General features: G+C 52.4%; 18 protein-coding genes. All 18 read right to left on the minus strand.

From position 1 onward, the window contains the following. Positions 1–18: 18 nt before the first annotated feature. Positions 19–441 (minus strand): hypothetical protein, encoded by a 423-nt coding sequence (locus EAV92_RS17205; RefSeq protein WP_123042230.1) that lies wholly within the window; start codon positions 439–441, stop codon positions 19–21. 255 nt (positions 442–696) lie between these two features. Next, positions 697–1,419, minus strand: a complete 723-nt coding sequence (locus EAV92_RS17210; protein ID WP_123042231.1) for a response regulator — start codon at positions 1,417–1,419, stop codon at positions 697–699. After that, positions 1,409–2,587 carry a sensor histidine kinase gene (locus EAV92_RS17215; protein ID WP_123042232.1) on the minus strand — a complete coding sequence of 393 codons (1,179 nt, stop codon included), beginning with the start codon at positions 2,585–2,587 and terminating at the stop codon, positions 1,409–1,411. Before EAV92_RS17215 ends, EAV92_RS17210 begins: the two co-directional genes overlap by 11 nt. A gap of 85 nt (positions 2,588–2,672) precedes the next feature. After that, positions 2,673–5,360, minus strand: a complete 2,688-nt coding sequence (locus EAV92_RS17220; RefSeq protein WP_123042233.1) for a stalk domain-containing protein — start codon at positions 5,358–5,360, stop codon at positions 2,673–2,675. 203 nt (positions 5,361–5,563) lie between these two features. Beyond that, positions 5,564–5,926 (minus strand): MmcQ/YjbR family DNA-binding protein, encoded by a 363-nt coding sequence (locus EAV92_RS17225; protein WP_338134378.1) that lies wholly within the window; start codon positions 5,924–5,926, stop codon positions 5,564–5,566. A gap of 14 nt (positions 5,927–5,940) precedes the next feature. After that, on the minus strand, positions 5,941–9,948 hold the full coding sequence (locus tag EAV92_RS17230) for an S-layer homology domain-containing protein (RefSeq protein WP_123042234.1): 4,008 nt from the start codon (positions 9,946–9,948) through the stop codon (positions 5,941–5,943). Positions 9,949–10,104: 156 nt separating this feature from the next. After that, a complete protein-coding gene (gene metK, locus EAV92_RS17235; protein WP_123042235.1) occupies positions 10,105–11,307 on the minus strand; it encodes a methionine adenosyltransferase in 1,203 nt (400 codons plus the stop codon). Between the two features lie 128 nt (positions 11,308–11,435). Continuing rightward, positions 11,436–11,720 carry an alpha/beta-type small acid-soluble spore protein gene (locus EAV92_RS17240; protein ID WP_123042236.1) on the minus strand — a complete coding sequence of 95 codons (285 nt, stop codon included), beginning with the start codon at positions 11,718–11,720 and terminating at the stop codon, positions 11,436–11,438. A 97-nt stretch (positions 11,721–11,817) separates the two neighbouring features. Next, complete coding sequence (gene rfbD / locus EAV92_RS17245; RefSeq protein WP_123042237.1) at positions 11,818–12,663, minus strand: dTDP-4-dehydrorhamnose reductase; 846 nt, start codon at positions 12,661–12,663, stop codon at positions 11,818–11,820. Next, entirely contained in the window at positions 12,656–13,639 is a 984-nt protein-coding gene (gene rfbB / locus EAV92_RS17250; RefSeq protein WP_123042238.1) for a dTDP-glucose 4,6-dehydratase, read from the minus strand. Before rfbB ends, rfbD begins: the two co-directional genes overlap by 8 nt. A 5-nt stretch (positions 13,640–13,644) precedes the next feature. Then, positions 13,645–14,202: a dTDP-4-dehydrorhamnose 3,5-epimerase gene (gene rfbC, locus EAV92_RS17255; protein ID WP_123042239.1), complete on the minus strand. Its 558-nt coding sequence runs from the start codon at positions 14,200–14,202 to the stop codon at positions 13,645–13,647. 12 nt (positions 14,203–14,214) lie between these two features. Next, positions 14,215–14,958, minus strand: coding sequence for a sugar phosphate nucleotidyltransferase (locus EAV92_RS17260; protein ID WP_123042240.1), 744 nt, complete (start codon positions 14,956–14,958; stop codon positions 14,215–14,217). A 41-nt stretch (positions 14,959–14,999) separates the two neighbouring features. Continuing rightward, on the minus strand, positions 15,000–15,347 hold the full coding sequence (locus tag EAV92_RS17265; protein ID WP_123042241.1) for an EamA family transporter: 348 nt from the start codon (positions 15,345–15,347) through the stop codon (positions 15,000–15,002). Between the two features lie 38 nt (positions 15,348–15,385). Next, positions 15,386–16,531 (minus strand): FAD-dependent oxidoreductase, encoded by a 1,146-nt coding sequence (locus EAV92_RS17270; protein WP_123042242.1) that lies wholly within the window; start codon positions 16,529–16,531, stop codon positions 15,386–15,388. Further along, complete coding sequence (locus tag EAV92_RS17275; RefSeq protein WP_241158302.1) at positions 16,528–17,349, minus strand: glycosyltransferase family 2 protein; 822 nt, start codon at positions 17,347–17,349, stop codon at positions 16,528–16,530. Before EAV92_RS17275 ends, EAV92_RS17270 begins: the two co-directional genes overlap by 4 nt. Positions 17,350–17,362: 13 nt before the next feature. After that, positions 17,363–18,178: a sugar phosphate isomerase/epimerase family protein gene (locus EAV92_RS17280; RefSeq protein ID WP_123042243.1), complete on the minus strand. Its 816-nt coding sequence runs from the start codon at positions 18,176–18,178 to the stop codon at positions 17,363–17,365. After that, positions 18,175–18,957 carry an NAD-dependent epimerase/dehydratase family protein gene (locus EAV92_RS17285; RefSeq protein ID WP_123042244.1) on the minus strand — a complete coding sequence of 261 codons (783 nt, stop codon included), beginning with the start codon at positions 18,955–18,957 and terminating at the stop codon, positions 18,175–18,177. The genes EAV92_RS17280 and EAV92_RS17285 overlap by 4 nt, the downstream gene beginning before the upstream one ends. Before the next feature lie 16 nt (positions 18,958–18,973). After that, on the minus strand, positions 18,974–19,948 hold the full coding sequence (locus EAV92_RS17290) for a glycosyltransferase family 2 protein (RefSeq protein ID WP_123042245.1): 975 nt from the start codon (positions 19,946–19,948) through the stop codon (positions 18,974–18,976). Positions 19,949–19,973 lie beyond the last annotated feature (25 nt).

Genomic DNA, 19,973 nt, shown 5'->3' on the forward strand with positions numbered 1-19,973 from the left:
CCCCGTCATATCAACTTCCTAAAGCGGCAGCCTATGCAAATCCTCTCTTTTGTCGAGTTCCACCCAGACGACCTGCGCAGGATCCTTTTCCATCCCTTGCTCTTCCCACTGCTTCATCATGCTATCCCGGTCTTTCGCATCGGGTCCCGATTCCCTGCTGCGGATCCATGCAATTCCATCATAGCCTCGCGCGAACTTCTCGACAATCGGACCGGTGTCGTCCGTCGAATCGTCGAGCAGGACCGTAATGCCGATATCCGTTCCCGTACGCCGGGAAAAACTTTGCAACGCCCGCACGTACCCTTCGATTTGCAATTGGTGGTTGCCCGCGACCAGTACATAATGGCGCTTGCGCGAATCGGCTTCCCGTCCGAATACCCCATGCGCCAATGCCGCTGCCGCCACGTAAAAGCCGATGATCCACATCAATTCCGGAATCACGGCGGCCACCTCCTGTGCGCGGTCGACCGATCTACGGCGCCGACGCGCCTTACATCCGTTCCCGCTTGTTGGTATGGCATTATATGCCGCATGCCAAGTGGGAGTTACCGGCCGCACGCGGACAAGGCGAACCCGTAGAAACGCCCAAAACAAAAACGGCCTCCCACCGCACTCGCGCGCGGCAGGGGCCGTCTGTTTTCAATCGTCATGTTCCCGCATCGATCGTTATGTAACCGCCTAACGACTGCGCCTCGCTTACAGCGTCACCCAACCGTATTTGATCGAGTTGATGACGGCTTGCGTGCGGTCGTCGACCTCCATTTTCTGGAGAATGCTGCTGACGTGGTTTTTGACCGTTTTCTCGCTGATGAACAGGTTTTCGCCGATCGTTTTGTTGCTTTTGCCCTCGGCCATCAGCTTGAGCACTTCCGCTTCCCGGCGGGTGAGCGGATTGTTGCCGCGGGGGATGAATTTGGTCACCGTCTCGCGGCTCGCCGCAGCTCCGGAGGTCGCCCCGATCTCATCCAAATACGTCATGCGGCGGAGCTGGTTGATCAGCTTGCCCGTCACTTTGGGGTGGATGTAGGCATGTCCCTCCGCTACGGTGCGGATCGCGTTGATGAGCGATTCCGCCTCCATGTCCTTCAGCAGATACCCCGTCGCGCCCTTGCGAAGGGTTTCGAAAACATAGCTCTCGTCGTCATGGATGGAAAGGATAATCACTTTAATATCCGGGAAAATGTCCCGCAGCCGCTCGGTCGCGATCACCCCGTTTTCGATCGGCATGTTGATGTCAAGCAGCACGACGTCTGGCTTGTACCGGTTGCAAAACTCGAGTACTTGAATGCCGTCGCCGCATTCCCCGATGACTTCAAGATCGGACTCCATGTTCAGAATCCTCTTCAGCCCTTCGCGGAACAGCTGATGATCGTCGGCAAGCAGCACCTTGATCTTGCGAACCGCCGTCTTACTTTCCATGCTCGCCTAACTCCTTTCCTGGCTCCGATTTAATGGGAACCTGAATTTTGATTTTGGTCCCTTGACCTGCTGTCGACTCGATATCGATCTTGCCTTGCAGCAGTTCGACGCGCTCCCGCATACCGACCAAGCCGAACTGCGAATGGATTCTGGCCTGAGATTCCACCTGTTCCACGGAAAACCCTTTGCCGTTATCCCCGATGGTCATCTGTATGCTGTCTTCCTGGAATGTCATATCGAGAGACACGAAGGTCGCTTCGGCGTGCTTCAAAGCGTTGTTGAATGCTTCCTGCACGAGACGGTACATGGCCGCTTCCATCGCGGACGGAAGCCTCTTCTCTTTGCCGGTCGTTTCGAATACGGTGCGGATCAACGTCTTTTCCTCGAAATCCTGAACAAATTTCCGAAGGGTCGGCACGAGTCCCAAGTCGTCCAAAGCCATCGGGCGAAGGTTGAAAATGATTTTGCGGATTTCTCCGAGGCCTTGCCGGACTTGCGTTTTAAGATCGATCAGCTCATTGCGGATGAGCTCCAGGTCGTTCGTGTCCAGCATCCGCTCCGCGATTTCCGTCCGCAGCACCAGGTTGGCGAGCGATTGGGCCGGACCGTCGTGGATTTCCCTGGCGATCCGTTTGCGTTCGTCTTCCTGGGCCAAAATGATCTTGAGGCCGATCAACTGGCGGTTTTTCGCGGATTCGAGAATCCGGGTGACCTGGTTCAAATCGCCGGATAAATAGTCTAAAACGACGTTCATCTGCAGGCCGATCGTTTCCGCGCGTTCAATGGACAATTCGACGGATTTGACGCGGCTTTGCAATTCGTTGCGCCTGGCTCGCAGATAGCTTTCCTTTTCCCTGAAAACCATGAGGTCAAGCTGGATCTGGGTCGCTTTCTCATAAGCGGATTTGATGTCTTGTTCGGTGTAACGGACGAAATCGCGGCTCACTTCGGTCAGGCGGATTCTCGACAGCCGGTATTCCCTCTCCAGCTTGTCGACCTTATCGATCGCTTCCGTCGTCTCCGCAATGACCTTCTCCAGTTCCTTATGGAGACTGAGAAGTTCCCTGCGCGCCGCTTCGGCGATTTCGAAAACCTGGACCTTGCTGTCTTCCATGACGGTAATCGCATTTTGGATGACCTGATCGATTTGGTCCACTCGATAATCCACGCTAACGACTCCCTTAACAGCTTGTCTTCATCATATCATATTTCTCATTTTCGTGGTGAGGCGGATAGGACTTTCGATCGAAAGATTAGTGAATTGTAATGGTCTTCGTTTTGCCGTCCCAATCGATTTTCTGTCCCAGCTGTTCGGTGACGACGCGAACCGGCACGTACACGCTGTTGTTCTTTAAAATGGGGGCGGCGAGCACCTTCTGGCGGACTCCGTTCAGCGTCACTTCCGAGCGGCCCACCCACAACTCGAGCATCGAATCCCCGCGCAGAACCGTCACTCTCTTGGTCGCGTTATCCCAGGAGACTTCGGCGCCCAGCGTCTCCGTCACGAAACGAAGCGGCAAATAGTTGACGTCGTTGAGCAGGAACGGCGCGGTCTGCAGCTGGGTCGATTTCCCGTCGATCATCGCCGTCTTCTTGCCCACGGTCATCACGATCGTCGGCTTCACCGGAGTAAACGGCTTTGGAGGATACTGCAGCGTCAGGTTGTCGAACGCGACTTCCCCTTGCAGGGCGCGCTCGTCCTGGTCCTGCTCCAAGTTGACGACATAAAGCTTCGTCAGCTTCGCCGGGCCTTTCAGGCCGGCAGCTGCCAGGTCGATGCGGACCGTTTTCCAGCCGGACCAGTCGATCTTCTTCGCGACGTCGACGAGAACAGTCTTGCCGTCAGAACCGACGAATTCGGCCCGGGCATAGTTCATGCTGGCGTCGCCCAGCATGTCGAGCGTCATCGCGCTTGGCGTTCCGTCGACGTTGATGCCTCCGTTCATCGCGTTCAGGTTGGCATACGCGAACCGGCTGCCCGTGCCGTTCGTGAAGTCGTAAGCCAGATCGAGCACTTGCGAGGACTCATGCCCCGGAATTCCGGTCAGCAAGGAAGCCGAGCCCGTCGTTTCGCCCGGAAGCCCGCTGAAGTCGATCGGGTAGCCCGGATTCTCGAACGTTTCGAGCGATTGCTCGCTTCCCGGCGTCAAAATCGCGGCCGTACCGAAACCGTCGTACCGCGCGATGGCGAAACCGTATTGGGCTCCGTCCTCCACGCTGTCGATCGTCAATTTTCCGCCGCTTGCCGTCGCCTTGAAGCCTTTGAACTCCCATTTGATCGAGTTCGCGGGTACGGACAGCTCGCGGCCATCTTTCAGGCGAGCTTTCACCGGCACGGAAATGACGGCGCCCGGACGAAGAGAGGTCGTGTTCGGATCGATCGTAAGTTGATCGATCTGATCTTGACCGATGACTTCGATGTTCAACGAGTTCGACGCAAGCCCCGCTTTTACGGTAATCGTGGCCTTGCCGGGTTTGGCTGCGGTCAGCTTGCCGTCCTTGAACGTACCGACGGAGTTGTTGATGCTCCATTTGGGCTGCATGCCGGACGGATCGATCGGGTTATAGTAGGTGTCATAGCCTTTAAGGGAGTAAGAAGTTTCTTGCCCGACGAACAGGGTGCTGGTTCCGCTGGCGACGATCCCTTTCACTTCGCCTTTGGGCGCGTTCGTATAGACGCCGATTCCGTTCGCGACGAGTCGCTGTGTCGTGCCATAGAAGGTCGGATGGGTCAGCGCAACGTTAGTTTCTCCGAGCGGACGGGTAACCATGGTGGTAGAACCGCCTCCGTCCAGGTTGACCGCTTTCCATACGCCCAGCTGCAAGAGCATTTGCTGCAATTCTTTCAAGGAGACGCCGTCGCGCCCGCCATTCTCTTCGACGGTAATAAGGTACGCGGTCTTTCCGTCTTTGGAATAGCCGACAGCCGTACGTGCACGGTCCGCCGAGCCGCTGACGCCGGCGATATCGCGGGAGAAAGTCGCTGCCTTGCCTTGGTCGAGGAGGATGGTGTGGCCTCCTACGAGCATTTGGAAGGAACCCGGGTCATACGTTTTTTGGGTCGTCAAAGAAGTCAAATGGTAGTCCGATCCGACTTTGCTTCCTACGATCAGATTGTCGGTGATGAACTTGGCGGCTTTCCCGTGACCGCGCAGCACGTATCCGTTCGCCGGCACGGGCGTCGTGATTTCTTTGTCAATCGAGATTTCGGTCACGTATCCGTCCACGACGAGCGCTTCGGTTGGCTTGGTGCCAGTACCGGTCGGGCGCTCGGGTGCCGTCCATGCGTTCGTGTAAATATACAGAGCGTCGACGTGGCTGTTCGTCTTGTTGGGATCCGCCCAGTAGAGAGATTTGTTCACGCCGGCCAATGGGAAAGAAGCCCCCGTGTCGGCGGTGACGGTGCCTTCGAATGTAAAATTGTCGATCATCGGCTGGCGGTCTTTCGTGACGGCGAATGCATACATGCCCTTCAACTGGGACGTGCTGACGAGAAGGTTGCCGTTCGAGATCTGGGCCCCGATCGGCGCGCCGTCGCCGGTCGTATTGAATACGTCGGCGTTGATGCCCGCGACCGCTTTCGTTTCCTTCGCCATGGCGGTAACGGATTGGCGTGCGTTGACGCTGCCGTTTTTGCCTCCCATCACGTTCAAGGAGACATAAGGGTTGTTCAGGTCGACTTGCACGACGTGCATGACTTCCGTCTTTTGGGACGAGCTGGACGGAACCCAAGAGTAAGAGATTTCTTTGACGCCTGAGGTGACCATCGTTTCGCTGTTTTTGACCAACTTGTATGTAACGGTCGTCGCAGCAGTGGCATGGGATATGGGAGCCATAAGGACGGGATTGGCCATCGGAACGGTGAATACGAGCATACCCGCAAGAAGCGGCAGGACGATTTTCTTTGTTTTCGTCGTGCGAGGTTGAAGTTTTAAGCGCATTTGGTTCTCCTGTAGGTCTATAAATTTTGGGAGAGAGCCGAGCGGCCCTCGTAGATTCCTAGTTTTATAGACTACTTGGGAACGAAAAAGTTACATCCGATAAGAGATTGTAATCAAAATGAAACAGTTGATTCGATTTGTTTGTGGGAACAAGGAAAAACCCGGAAACTCATGAGAGTTTCCGGGTTCTTCTGGAATGAGCGTTATTCCCCGTCTATCTGCGCTCGTTCGGATCGGGTCAGCTTGGCCTTCACCAGCTGATAGGATTGCTCCAGCATAGCAAGAACCTCACCATCCGGCACGGAACCGTCGAGCACGACGGTATTCCAATGCTTTTTGTTCATGTGGTACCCCGGCAGCACCGAGCGAGGATATTGCTGCCTGAGCAGCCAAACTTCTTCCGGATCGGCCTTCAGGTTTACGCTCAGCCGATCTCCGTTGCTGCCGAGGAGGGCGAACATTTTGCTTCCGACGTACAACACCGACAAGTTCGGATCGAACGGGTATCGTAAAGTGACACCAGGCATACCTATGCTGCGTTCAATGAGCACTTGATGATCAATCAACTTGGTTACTCCCCTTACTCGTCGAGGAAGTTCACGTGAAGCAGCAGACGTTTGATCATCGAAGCCGCTTGGGCACGAGTCGCGTTGTTCTTCGGCTTCACCGTCGACGGCGTATATCCGGAGATCAGACCTGCCTGTACGCAGCCGATGACCGCCTCGCGAGCCCAGCTGCTAATACTTCCTTGATCCGAGAACGGATTCAGAACGCTCTGGTCTACCGTCGGCTGCACGCCGGCGTACTTCATGGCCCTGATCATCATGGACGCCATCTCTTCACGCGTCACGTTGTCGTTCGGCCTGAAGCCGCCATCCGCGTCGCCCGACACGATGCCCGCTTTGCTCGCCGCGCCGATGTAAGAAGCCGCGCTCGACCAATTCGATACGTCGCTAAACCGAGCGGCCGCCGAACGGTCGCCGGTCAATCCGAGGCCGCGTGCGATGAATTCCGCGAAGTCGGCCCGCGTGATGTTCGTCTCCGGCTCGAATTCGGTCAAGGAGACTCCCCTGACGATGTTCTTCGAAGCCAGAATCGCCACGTCGCGTTCCGCCCAATGACCGCCCATATCGAAGAAGACGGCAGGCGCTTTATTCACGACCGCATAGACGCTATTATCCTTGCGGAGGAAGTTCACGATAATGTTATTGCCCGACTTGGTCTTTACCGTCGGCACGTATACGAGATCCCCAGAATCCCCGTCAACGCGCATAACCGCGAGCTGCGAAGGATTAACCCCTGTGCCGCTGACTGTGATGGAGCGTTTGACGTAGATCGAAGAATTCGTAAATTCTCTTACGATTCCATTCGAAACAATTTTTGCAGTGAAGTCGACTGCAGAACCTAGAATTTGTCCGCCTGATGAAGTTACGGCACTTTCGATAACTGGATTAGAAGCCTTTTCAATACTTAGAATTAAATCCGTTACGGACGGGTCAAGACCTGAACTCTGAGCAACTGCGACAACTCCAGTTCCACCTATCGGGAATTCCCAACTTGTTCCTGAATACTCTACTCGGACCACACCGTTAGAAACGATTCCTTGCGAGCTTATTAAGCCGCTTAAAGGCAAGCTAACAATCGCGCCAAGTTCAGAGGAAGGGATCGGGATCGTCAGCACGGTGCTTTTAATCTCTGCTCCGGACCCGGTCTTGATTGCCGTAAACGCGGCATTAAGCTTCGATGCGTCAACAGCGTATTTGCTCGCTGACCTGCCGGATGGAAGTTGTGTCGTAGTTCTCGTCAAGGAGCCGGGAACCAGTTGGAGACCTCCGGCACTGTCGATGGTCAAATAACTTGCCAAGTCTCCTAGCAAGGAAGTCTGATTGGTAGCGATCTGATCCGTCAATGCCCCTATCGTCTGGTTAAAGACGTCTTTAAGAGCCGTACCGGTCGTTACGTAACTGACTTTTACTTCTTGTTTATATGCGACTGCCGTTTCAAGATTCAAGTTCACTTGCGTGCCCGATACCCCCAGCGAAGTTACAGGCACCTTCGTACCGCCAACGGTGACGGTATATTGCCCCACTAAAGGGATATTCGCACTGCTTAATGGAGCGGAGTAAATCAACTGAATGACCTTGCCGCTTGCAGAAGCGGAAGACAAAGTGGTCGGCTGCACGGCCCCGCCCGTAATCTGCATCCCATTAATAGCAGGCGCAGGATTACCGTTTAAGTCCGAGAGAAGGTTTGTTCCAGGAATATAGGTGATCGCGATCTGCTGATCTTTCGAGATCGCCGTTTTTAAAGTCAGTTCAACAGTATTGCTGTTGATTGCAACGGCAGTCACCGGATCTTCCACGCCGCCAGCCACGATCGTAAAGCTGGTCAATGGCGGAAGCACAGTTGTTTTCAATGCCTCATTATACGCCAATACCAACTTCGTATTAATGGCGGTCGCTCCGGAGAGCGTAGGCGCCGTCGTGTCCGTCGGGTTCGCGACGAAGAAAGATGTAAAGGCAGCCGCTTGGTTCCCTATGGTATCCTTCACCGGCACTGCGCCCGGGGAGTAGGATACTGCAACGGTTCCCACTGTCGTGGATACGGCAGGGAAAGACAACAAAATGGTATTCCCATTCGCCACAGCAAACGTCGGATTGATCGTCTGACCATTCCATAAAACTTGGAATTGCGTTTGCGCATTGGTACCAAGGGTGGCTAAAGTTTTATTGAAGACCAAATTCACCACTGCTGGCGTCGCCGTACCGCTGACCGGCTTGGGCGCCTGGGTATCCGGCGAAACATTGCGGTTGGTGAATGCCGCAACCTCTTTAAGTTGTGCGGATTGAATCCGTTTATCCTTGCTACTGTTCAAGGAATAAGAAACCCTCACAACCTGGGTAGTCAACACCGCAGTTTGCAGTGTCAACCGCACAGTGCTTCCGCTAATCGTAACACCCGTGACAGCATTGTAAGTATTATTTGCCGTTACGTAAAAATCCCCATTCGTTGGAACTTTTGTCGCATCCAAAGTTTCGCTGTAGGTGAGGACGATAGACGAATTGTCCATTTCCGCCTTGGTCAGCGTCGGCGTCGTGCCCGCTCCGCCCGTTTCGAAAGACCAGGCATTGGGATTTGTAATACCTGCGAAAGCATTATTGTTCAGGTCCTGAATGACGTTAGCCGGGAAGTTGATCGAATATCGCGTATTGACCTTAAGAGAACCGCTGCTGATCGTAAAGTTGACCTTTTTATTATCAGAAGGGTCCACGGCAATGTTCAGGTTAATCTTCAAACTTGGCGAACTGGTTTGAAAAATCGTACCAGTCGCGGTTCCAACTTTTTTAACCGGTTCGCTGAATACGGCGCTGAATGTCGTCATCGGATAAGGCACATTGGTCGAACCTGACGCCGGTGTGGTACTCACGATGGTAGGTGCAGTTTTATCCACATCTACAGTGAAACTCCAAGTGCTTCCGTCAAAATAATTGCCCGTACCGTCCCGGAAGGCCTGACCGTCTAAAGTTACGCTATATCTCGAACCGTTCACGAAATACGGACAGGTGGATCCAAACTGCGGTGTCACCGTTACGGTCGTATTATTGACGGATACGGCAGACGAACTCACCGGTATAGCGCAGAATAGTGAGTTATCCGGATTCTTGATAACAATGGAGCTGGATCCCGGGAAGACCTTCTCGTCGAACACGAGAACCAGATTCCCATCAGGTTTGTTCAAAGTGCCTCCGTTTGGAGGAATGTACGAAGCAACCTTGGGCTTTACGTCGTCGTACTTATCCATCGTGACGAACGACCATGTCGTTTTCGCAGTTATCCCGTTATAAGGGTTATCGCTCAAGTCCGCAATCGTACCCGGCTCAATCCGGACATAATACTTCGTGCTGTACGACAATTGCGAACGAATAACGGGAATTGTCACGGTAAAGGTTGCATTGTCGACAGCTATCGTTGATAGGTCTATCGTTTCAGCAATGCTGTCATCGGAGTCCTTGCGGATTTGAATGGTTCCAGCAGGCAAGATTTTGATCGCTTGGGAAAACTTCATGACCAAGTCAAATGGAGCATGATCGATATCCACTTTCGCCGCGTTCGGATTCAAGCTCAGACTGGTCGGAGCAATGGCTGGGATAACGGTAAACACATACCCGCCGGCACCCGTTCCTGAAAGTCCTGGGAAAGTTGCGCCTGACGTAACGCCGATAATCGCGGTTGGAGGAACCTCAATATAATAATTACCTGGTGCGTTTACGGTTTTAATCATCACCGTCGTTGTTTGGACCCACTGTAGATTGCTCTCATCACTAGCGACATCATAAGTGGCCACGGCCGCATTCGTGGATGCATTCCGAATGACAATCGAACCCGTCCCCCTGCGCACCGGCTCGTCGAATGTCATGTAGATGGGCCTGCTTGGTGTAATGCTTGTTCCGGAAGCAGGGCTCGTTGTAGGCGCAACATCAGAGACAGCAGCGCTGACAGCAGCTGTAAAAGGCCCAATAGGAGCAGCAACCACTTGGATGAGCAGCGCTAGGAAAAGAGCTATAGACAAAATGCGAAGACGCGGCATGAGTATCCTCCCAGGAAGTACAGTCTTGTACCTTTTATTTCGGTTTCCACGTGTTGGAACTTTAGGGACGAAGGACTCAAAAACGACAACTTCACCATGAAAAATCGCAATAAAAAGAGCTTCCGCGGTTCGCGGAAGCCCTCATCTTTATCGGGATTATGCCGATGCGCCTTGCTTCAAAGCCTCGACTTTGTCCAAGCGTTCCCACGGCAGGTCAAGGTCGGTACGGCCAAAATGACCGTATGCCGCGGTCTGCGCGTAGATCGGACGTCGCAGGTCGAGCATTTTGATTATGCCGGCCGGGCGCAGATCGAAGTTTTTCTCGATCAGCTCAACGAGCTTCTCTTCACTCACTTTACCCGTGCCGTAAGTGTCCACATTGATGGATACCGGGCGGGCTACGCCGATCGCGTAAGCCAGCTGGATTTCGCACTTGTCGGCAAGACCTGCGGCAACGATATTCTTCGCGACATAACGAGCAGCGTAAGCTGCGGAACGGTCGACCTTCGTCGGATCTTTGCCGGAGAAGGCTCCGCCACCATGGCGAGCATAGCCGCCGTAGGTGTCGACGATGATTTTGCGGCCGGTGAGGCCGGCATCGCCTTGCGGTCCGCCGATAACGAAACGGCCCGTCGGGTTGATAAAGTATTTGGTTTCGCTGTTCAGCCATTCCGCCGGAACGACCGGAGCGATGACATGTTCGCGAATATCGCGGTCGATTTGCTCCGAGGTAACCTCTTCGGCATGCTGGGTCGAGATAACGATGGTCTCCACGCCTACAGGTTTGCCGTCCTGATACTGAATCGTCACTTGCGTCTTGCCGTCCGGACGCAGATAGTCGAGGGTGCCGTTCTTGCGCACTTCCGACAGACGGCGCGACAGACGGTGCGCCAACGCGATCGGCAACGGCATGTATTCAGGCGTTTCGTTCGTTGCGAAGCCGAACATCAAGCCTTGGTCGCCTGCGCCGATATCCGCGTTCTCTTCGCGGATGTTCGCGCCTTCCCGGCTTTCAAGAGCGGCGTTAACGCCTTGCGCGATGTCGGCCGACTGCTCGTTTAGCGAAGTAAGAACAGCACACGTGCTACTGTCGAAACCGTACTTCGCACGGGTGTACCCGATTTCCTTAATCGTGCGGCGGACAATGGCCGGAATGTCCACGTAGTCCGCTTTACTGCTGATTTCTCCGATAACGAGAACGAGTCCTGTGGCTACCGAAACTTCGCAAGCTACGCGAGCGTAGGGATCCACTTCAAGAAACGCGTCCAATACCGCGTCGGAAATCTGATCGCATATTTTATCCGGATGGCCTTCCGTGACCGATTCGGATGTGAAGAGATGCCGCCCTTTAATCGACAAATTCTTCAACCCCCATATAAAAAAATGAACCTTTTCCGCTTGGAAAAGGTTGTTAGACAAACCTTCGAGTAATAATAATAACGGATTTGTCGAGGGGTGTCAATGAGCGAAGCCTTGCGTGGCGCGGCTTACAGAATCGTTTGCTGCGCTTGCTGCTCCGCCTGTTGAACCAACCTTTTCGTAATATATCCGCCGATCGAACCCGCTTCCCGGGCGGTTATAAAACCCAGGTAGTTCTGTCCGCCTGACGTTCCCCCGATACTGCCCAATTCGCCCGCCATTTCGGAGTCCAAACCCGCGAGCGAGGACGTACCGCCGATCGGAATTCCCAACTCGCCCGCAACTTCGTACTTCATTTGCTGAATCGCGGGGTCGCATTCCGGCACCAATTTTCTTCGTCTGCTGCCTGCCATGTTGTCGTTGGCACCTCCTTGATTGTTGACGGAGTTAGTATGTGCACGACCGCCAACACCGAGGCGTATGAGTTATTGGGTATCAGGGAAGAATGTACTAATCTTTAACCAGGAAATCCCTCAATGCTTGCCGCCAATGACGCATGGGTTCAAATCCCGCTCGTTCCATGGCGTCATGGCCGAGGACCGAATACGCCGGCCTGGGAGCAGGACGGGGAAATTCTTGCGTCGTACATGGAAGAACTTGAACACTCTTGCCGGATTCTTCGAAGATCGCCTGGGCAAACTGAAACCACGTGCAAGTTCCGCTGTTCGACGCGTGGTAAACGCCATAAAGTTCGGTTAAAACCAGGTCCGTCAAAAACCGCGCAAGATCAAGCGTGTAAGTCGGGCTTCCGGTCTGGTCGTTTACGACGGTGAGCGATGGACGCGTTTCAGCCAGCTTTAGCATCGTATGAACGAAGTTGGCCCCGTACTTTCCATAGACCCAAGATGTTCGTACGACGAAAGTGCGGCTGCAAGCAGCTAAGGCAGCCTGCTCACCCTCGAGCTTCGTTCTTCCGTACACCGTTTGCGGACCGGTGCGGTCGTCTTCGCCGTAAGGCTGCTTCCCCCGGCCGTCGAAAACGTAATCGGTACTGACATAGCAAAACTTCGCGCCGACGGATTCCGTTGCTTCAGCCATATTACGGGTTCCCGTTACGTTAATAAGGTAGGCCTTTTCCGGTTCCGATTCGGCGAGATCCACCGCGGTGTATGCAGCCGCATGGATGACGGCATCGGGATTGATTCGCTCCATCACCTGACGGCAGGATGAGCTGTCCGTGATATCGAGCTGCTCGCGATCCAGACCGATGAAAGTGACTCCTGGGCGCCGTAGGCTCACTAATTCCTGCCCCAGTTGTCCTCCTGCTCCGGTAACAACTACCGTAAAATCAGCCATTTTCCCGATACGCTCCCGTTTCGATGCGCTCCATCCACTTCTCGTTATTCAGATACCACTGGATCGTGGCACGAATGCCGGATTCATAATCGTGTTTCGGATTCCAGCCCAACTGGCGGCGGATCTTCGACGCATCGATCGCATAGCGGCGGTCGTGCCCCAAACGGTCTTCGACGTAAGAAATCAGCGATTCCGGACGACCCAGCTCCTGAAGAATCGTACGGACGACCTGCAGGTTCGTTCTTTCGTTATGCCCGCCGACATTATAGACTTCCCCGCTGACTCCCTTATGAACCACCAAATCGATCGCGCTGCAATGATCTTCAACGTAAAGCCAATCCCGGACGTTGAGCCCGTCTCCGTATACCGGCAGAGGCTTATACGCCAAAGCATTGCGGATCATGAGCGGAATCAGTTTCTCGGGAAACTGGTACGGTCCGTAGTTGTTGGAACATCTCGTTATGTTCACGGGGAGACCGAACGTTTCATGATATGCCCGAACTAGGAGGTCCGCTCCCGCCTTGCTTGCGGAGTAAGGACTATTGGGCGCGAGCGGCGTTTCTTCCGTGAAAAGCCCTTCAGCCCCCAAGGTTCCGTATACTTCGTCCGTAGAGACTTGAATGTAGTTGCCCACCTTGTACTGCTTAGACAAATCCAGCAAAGTTTGAGTCCCTTGGATGTTGCTCCTTACGAAAATTCCGGGATCAAGAATGCTTCTATCTACATGGGACTCCGCTGCGAAGTTGACGACCGTGTCGACTCTCTCCTGGAATATCGACTCCATGGCAGCTCGGTCCGCGATATCCGCGCGGACGAATCGGTAGTTCTCTCCGCCGACCCCTTCCAGGTTATCCAGGTTACCTGCATAAGTAAGCAAGTCTACATTGATGACCTCATACTCCGGATGCTCCCGTCTCACGTAGTGGACGAAGTTGCTTCCGATAAAACCGGCTCCGCCGGTAATCAGCAATCTCAAGACGTTCACCCTTCGAAAATGAAGTTGATTTCAGCATTGGCTAGCTTAGGATGGCGAGTGTCTTTCTCCGAGAGAATCGCGTGTTCAACCGGCCATGTGATCCCAATCGCAGGATCGTCCCATGCGATTCCCCGATCGTGTTCCGCCGAATAAAGATTGTCCACCTTGTATTGCACTTCTGTGTTCGGCTCCAGCGTGCAGAAACCATGCGCGAAACCTTTAGGCACAAGGAGCTGATGCTTGTTATCGGCGGATAACGTAAACCCTTCCCAATGGCCGAAAGTCGGTGAGCCTTTCCGAATATCCACCACAACATCGTAAATGGAGCCGGCCGTCACTCGAACCAGTTTGGTTTGAGCCTTCGGCTCCAACTGGTAGTGCAGTCCGCGTAAGACGCCGGTTTCGACGGACAAAGAATGATTGTCCTGAACGAAAACCATAGGAATGCCATTCTGCACATAGCGTTCTTGATTATAGCTCTCCACGAAAAATCCGCGGTGATCTTGGAAAACCTTCGGTTCGATTAGCTTAACACCCGGCAGCTTGCCTTCCGTTACTATCATCTCTTGATCACCTTACAATTTAAGTTTGCCGAACTCCTCGCCGAAACGGACTTCTTGCGCCAACTCATTCGCTTTCATAAGCGAACCATAGGTGCCGGCGTCCGTCCACCACCCTTGAAGGGCATCATAAGTTAACGTTCCCTCTTCGATATAGCTATTGTTCACATCCGTGATTTCTAACTCTCCGCGAGCCGAGGGCTTCAAACGACGGACAACGTTAAACACTTCGGCATCGTACATGTATATTCCGGTTACCGCGTATTGACTCTTAGGATGGGACGGCTTCTCCTCAATGGAAACGATTCGGTCCCCGTCCAGTTCCGGAACGCCATATCGATTCGGATCCGGCACCTCTTGAATAAGAATCTTGGCACCTTTTCCTTGCTTTCTGAAATTTTCCACGTATGGAGCAATGGAATCTTCGAACACATTATCCCCCAGAATGACAACCATCGAATCATCGCCCACGAAATGTTCCGCCAATCCGAGAGCTTGGGCGATACCGCCCGCTTCATCCTGCACCTTGTATGTGAACGAAAGCCCGAACTCTTTACCGCTCCCGAGCAAGTTGACGACATCTCCCATATGATCTTTGCCCGTTACGATCAAGATATCTTTAATGTCGGACTCCTTCAGCTTCGCGATCGCATGAAAAATCATCGGGTACTTGCCGACCGGAAGCAAGTGTTTGTTCGTGACCTTGGTTAAAGGATATAAACGCGATCCGGTACCGCCGGCTAAGATGATTCCTTTCATGTGCTCTGCCTCCTCAATTTTAAAAATATGGCAACTTTTGCTTATCCTTGAGCGATAAAAACGACACCCGCCAAAACCAGTGCAATCCCTGCCCATTGGGCCATTGAAACGGGTTCTCTGAAAATGAGATAAGAAGCAATCATGACAAATATATAGGACAAGCTTTGTGTAGGATACGCCAAGCTGAGATTCATTCTGGAAAGAACATAAACCCAAAGCACGGTGGAGCAAGCATATACGAAAATTCCGGACAGCAGGTACACATTCGTCACGACCGGAATGAGATTCGAAACGGATAATCCGGATAAAGATTTTGCTCCTTGTTTAAATAGAACTTGGCCCGCAGTCATCAAAAAAACATTGCCTAGAAGCAGCAGAGCGTTAATCACGCAATAAACACCAGCCCAATTTATTATTATCGTACGGTTTATTGGAATTCCGACGAAACCGCTACTTCCCTGAAGATCGCCAAGCGTTCGTCCAAGCTTTCTAGCACGTCATATATATTATCGATTTTGCCGCCCATAATATTTACGAAGCTTTGGAATTCGGGGTATTCGCGATAGAGAATAGGGCGACCGTCATCATTCTCGTTTTGCAACAGCACTGTCTTTACTTCGTAGATAGATTTCTTGTAAGCAGCTTGTGAAATAGCAGGCAAATATCTTTGGACGTCCCGGATCATGTATAGGTATCTGGACTCCGGATTTAAGGTTTTCAAGTATTGATGCCCGTCTATCAATTGTTCGTAGTCGGACCAACTTAGATGAGGCGTATATCGGACATGGCTCAGGGAATGCAGGTTTTCCGAAGGATAAGGCATCGTCGAGAAGAACGGTCCGTCCATGACGGTAATTCCGATGTTTTTTAATTCCTCAGGCATCTCGATCAACGCCATTTCGGTTATCTCGTGTTTAAAAGGTAGTAGCGGGAGTTCCGAATTGCCCATAAGCTTGTTGATCTGCGAATAGGTACAATTGTATACGCAATTCGCATTTAAGGTTTCGCCGTCGTTCAATAACACTCGAACATCCCCGTGCGGGCCTTTTTCCACCTTCCAAACCTCGGTGTTCGTCCGATAGGTCACACCAGCCCGTTCCATTTTGGATCGCATCATGTTTTTCAATACGACGGCGTCGAAAGCGAACTCCTTCACCTCGAATAACTCTTCCATCAATTCGGGGTTGAAAAATTTCCGGTAACGCTCGCGGGCTCTTTCGATAGGAGCACCGATCCCTTTAAACATCTGATGGAATTGATATGCATTCACCTTGGAACCCATTCTGGCAATGCCGTACAGCTTGGTGAAATCGTCAACGATGCACGGTTTGAATTCTTCAATAAACCTGGGAAAATTCACATACGATCGGATGGCCGTTACCAGGTTGCGGGGATAATGATAGCCGTTATGCACCCTCGCTTGGTTGACGAGCGAAGCGCGAGAAAGGAGGTCCGGCTCTTTCTCCACGAGAAGCACCTTGTCGAAGGTTTCGCGAAGTTTAATGGCGATGCTGCAGCCATAAAAGCCTCCGCCAATGACGACCGCTTCGTAACGCTCCGGCGACGTTCTCATAGTTTTGGCCCCTCTTGGATTCTCGAAGGTTCATAAGCGCCCGTGAACAAGTGGAATAGCGTCCTCAGAAGGAGAAGGTTTCCTCGGAAATGGCTGATCTTGGTGGGAACTTCTCCGCTGTCCGGATATCTTCTCGTTACGGGAATCTCGATGGTCGGGTAACCCAAGCGGGGAGCTTTGACCGACATGTAGGCCAGCAATTCGTACAAATTGAAAACGTCCCTGAACGGTTGTACCCTCGGGTCAAGCAAATATTCCCGGCTATACCCCCGGAAACCGTTGGTCGTATCCGTATAACGATGACGGGCGGCCAAGCTGATGATCGGAGCATGAAGCAACCGAATCGCCAGATCCCGGACAACCGGGGTGTTGATCGCTTGTCCGCCTTTCACGTAGCGGGAGCCTTGAACCAAACCGTACCCCTTGTCCAAATGACGAATGAAATCGGGGATCGCCTCCACTCCGTCCTTGTTGTTTCCGTCTACCGTTATGACACCCTTATAGCCTTGGCGCAACGCATAGGCATACGCGATTCGCAGCTGCGCGCTCAACTTTCCTTTGTCCTTTTTGACGAGTAAAGTACGCACGCCAACCGAACGCAGAAACTCGGGAACCAAGGAGCCGTCGGTGCTCCCTCCGTCCGCGATGAGGATATCTACCTGTTCGGCGAGGGGCTTCATGGCCCTTAACTGGCTGCGGATTCTCTCGCCTTCATTAATGACGGGAATGACCACGCAATAATCGCACTTCTTATCGAACAGCTCGATCTCCTCAGCGTGCGGGACTTGCCAAGATGCGTCGTTCATGATTTCTGGCACTTAATCCCCTCCTTCAGCCGAGATATATTCCCGTTGCATAATCCAGGCACTCTTTGACCGTAATGGCATTCGACTCATGAAGACCGTCTTTCATCTCAATGGAAACATAACCGGAATATTGCAACTGCTTTAATTGGGACGCGATCACGGCATGGTTCACCTGTCCCGACGGCACTTTTTGCAGGTAAGGTTCGCTGATGTGAAAGTGGGCGAGTACAGGAAACGCTTTTTCCAGCGACTCGCCTACGTTCTCCTCGTTAAGCGCCATGGCCGCCGCATCCAGGTGCAGTCCGAAGCCCGGATGGCCGACGGCTTTCACCAAATCGATCCCTTCATCCGTATTCCGGATAAAATCGCATCCGTAAGCGGCAGGATTCGGTTCCACGCAAAATTTCGCTTCGTAGGACCGGGCCACCTCCCCGAGCCGTTCGAAAAACGGAATGGCGATCCGGTAAGCCTCACGGGATGACAGAGACCCGGCGGATCTGTTTTTAGGCGACCCGAAAACAAACGCTTTTGCGCCGAGAGATGTTCCTAATCGGATCATTTCCGCCAAATATTCATAGGCGTTCTCTCTGGACTGCTCGTCGCCGAACAGGGTCAAATCGGGTCGACCGAACAAAAGAGACTGCATGGATACGATTTTTTTGGTCCGGTCTGACCAATAAGAACGGTATGCGAGGCACTCGGAAAGGGTCGTCCGAATCGGATCCGGCCAAATTTTCGTCGGAGCGACTTCGATCGAATCCACTCCATACTGGTCTAAAAGACGATTGATGTCCTCGTTTTCCCGATCAGACCAAGCGATATTCGAGATGGCCAATTTCATTTGGTCGGATCCCCACTCCCGGTTTGGTTGACGAAGTCCCGGATTTGATCCAGTTGTTCGGATTTAGACATCAAGTAATGATCCATGGAGCCGCCATTCAGCAATCTCGCGAATTTCGTCTTCATGTCGTAGCGAATTCGGGCTTTACCGGTCCGGTTCGCAAAATCCAGATCAAAGGCATGTTTTGCCACTTCGCGAACGCTGACGGGTTCCGTTGAGAAGTTGACAATTTCGAGATCGTTTTCGATGACCTTCGTGATGTCGAGATACAAACGTTCCAAATTATAAAATTGGAATTCATGTTCGCAATCGATGTTTTGAACCAAATTTTCATTCATGAAATCATAGATGATGTTCTTCTTTAAACCTGGTCCGAATAAACCGGGAAGGCGAATGATGTGCACCTTCGGGAATTGCTCGGCGATGAAGGTTTCCAACTGACGGCGATGTTTGCCATAGGGCTCGAGAGCATCGGTTTCAATCGGAGTGTCCTCATCCACTTCCAACGGCGATTTATACACGTCGACCGTTGAAATCAGGACCAGTCTCTCGCAGCGAACCTTCTTCAAATGATTCATTAAAATCTCGATATTGGATCGATCGGCTTCCGGCTCTTGATTCGCCTTCCATTTCACTGCCGGAGCCCCCGAACAAACTAGCAGCTCAAAGGATTCTCCTTCGATTTCCCGGATATTGCGGGAATTGTATAGCTTATCGAATGAAGCTTGAATGCGCAAGTTGCCCCCGACAAACCCGGTGTAGCCGATTAAACCTTTCATAAAAAATCACCTTGGCTTATACGATATTTTTCTTTTCTACATTTTGATAGATCATGGAGCTGTTAGATTCATCGGTCACGTAATAGAGAGGTCCTTTTTTCGTTTCCTTTAAAATGGAAGAGATATAGACCCCGATAATTGACAAGATGATAAACAGCAATCCGAACATACTTGCGTTCACCAGAGACGTCGTCGTCCACCCTTCCGCTACGTTCCGCTTGAATAGAGCGACTAGGAGGACGTAAATCACGTAGACCAGGTTGATCATGCTGACGAATAAAGCCAATAAAGATACGGTTCTAAGCAGTTTGTCGGAATTGGTGAAGATCATTTCGACGGCAAATCCGAACGATTCGAGTATACCGCGGCGCTTTTTTTCCCGGTTTCTTTGAATGCGGTCGTACTTGACGGTCGTCCGTTTATATCCGACTTCCAGTTTCAAGTACTTGAGGTATCTGCTCCGATCGCGGATCTGAACCAGCGAATTCACCGTTTTTCGGCTGAGAGCAACGAAATCGGTTTGATTCGGGTCAATCCGGAATCCCGTCAGCCATTGGCTGATCCGGTAGAATGCTTTTGCGGCCGCACGATCCACGAAACGCTCATCATTCCGGTTAGTACGTTCACCGATCACGATGTCATAACCGCCGTTCATTTGCTTCAACATGGCGGGGATAACGGACGGCGGGTCGAAGTTCACATCCATCAAAACAACAATATCTCCGATGCAATGGTCCAAGGCCGCGATTCGCGCGTGCTCCTCGTCGTAATGCCGAGACAAGGTAAGGAGCCGGATATTGACCATTTGTTTTTGGAGCGTTTGGATTAACGCACCGGTTCGATCCGTCGATCCGTTATCGATCAATACGATCTCGTATTTCTCGCAGCATTGTTGTAGCACTTGGCCGGTTTCCATCAAATACGATTCGAGTATGGCTTCGTCATTATGCAGGATCGTTGCAACCGAAATGATCGAATTCGGAAATTTCATTGTAGCCCCCACATTCCGTTTCAAA

This window comes from Cohnella candidum (assembly GCF_003713065.1).
Lineage (GTDB): Bacteria > Bacillota > Bacilli > Paenibacillales > Paenibacillaceae > Cohnella > Cohnella candidum.

Bases quoted from the DNA above. Each gene is read 5' to 3' on its own strand.
- EAV92_RS17210 (WP_123042231.1), bottom strand. From the start codon at position 1,419: ATGGAAAGTAAGACGGCGGTTCGCAAGATCAAGGTGCTGCTTGCCGAC.
- EAV92_RS17220 (WP_123042233.1), bottom strand. From the start codon at position 5,360: ATGCGCTTAAAACTTCAACCTCGCACGACGAAAACAAAGAAAATCGTC.
- EAV92_RS17230 (WP_123042234.1), bottom strand. From the start codon at position 9,948: ATGCCGCGTCTTCGCATTTTGTCTATAGCTCTTTTCCTAGCGCTGCTC.
- EAV92_RS17240 (WP_123042236.1), bottom strand. From the start codon at position 11,720: ATGGCAGGCAGCAGACGAAGAAAATTGGTGCCGGAATGCGACCCCGCG.
- rfbD (WP_123042237.1), bottom strand. From the start codon at position 12,663: ATGGCTGATTTTACGGTAGTTGTTACCGGAGCAGGAGGACAACTGGGG.
- rfbC (WP_123042239.1), bottom strand. From the start codon at position 14,202: ATGATAGTAACGGAAGGCAAGCTGCCGGGTGTTAAGCTAATCGAACCG.
- EAV92_RS17260 (WP_123042240.1), bottom strand. From the start codon at position 14,958: ATGAAAGGAATCATCTTAGCCGGCGGTACCGGATCGCGTTTATATCCT.
- EAV92_RS17270 (WP_123042242.1), bottom strand. From the start codon at position 16,531: ATGAGAACGTCGCCGGAGCGTTACGAAGCGGTCGTCATTGGCGGAGGC.
- EAV92_RS17280 (WP_123042243.1), bottom strand. From the start codon at position 18,178: ATGAAATTGGCCATCTCGAATATCGCTTGGTCTGATCGGGAAAACGAG.
- EAV92_RS17285 (WP_123042244.1), bottom strand. From the start codon at position 18,957: ATGAAAGGTTTAATCGGCTACACCGGGTTTGTCGGGGGCAACTTGCGC.
- EAV92_RS17290 (WP_123042245.1), bottom strand. From the start codon at position 19,948: ATGAAATTTCCGAATTCGATCATTTCGGTTGCAACGATCCTGCATAAT.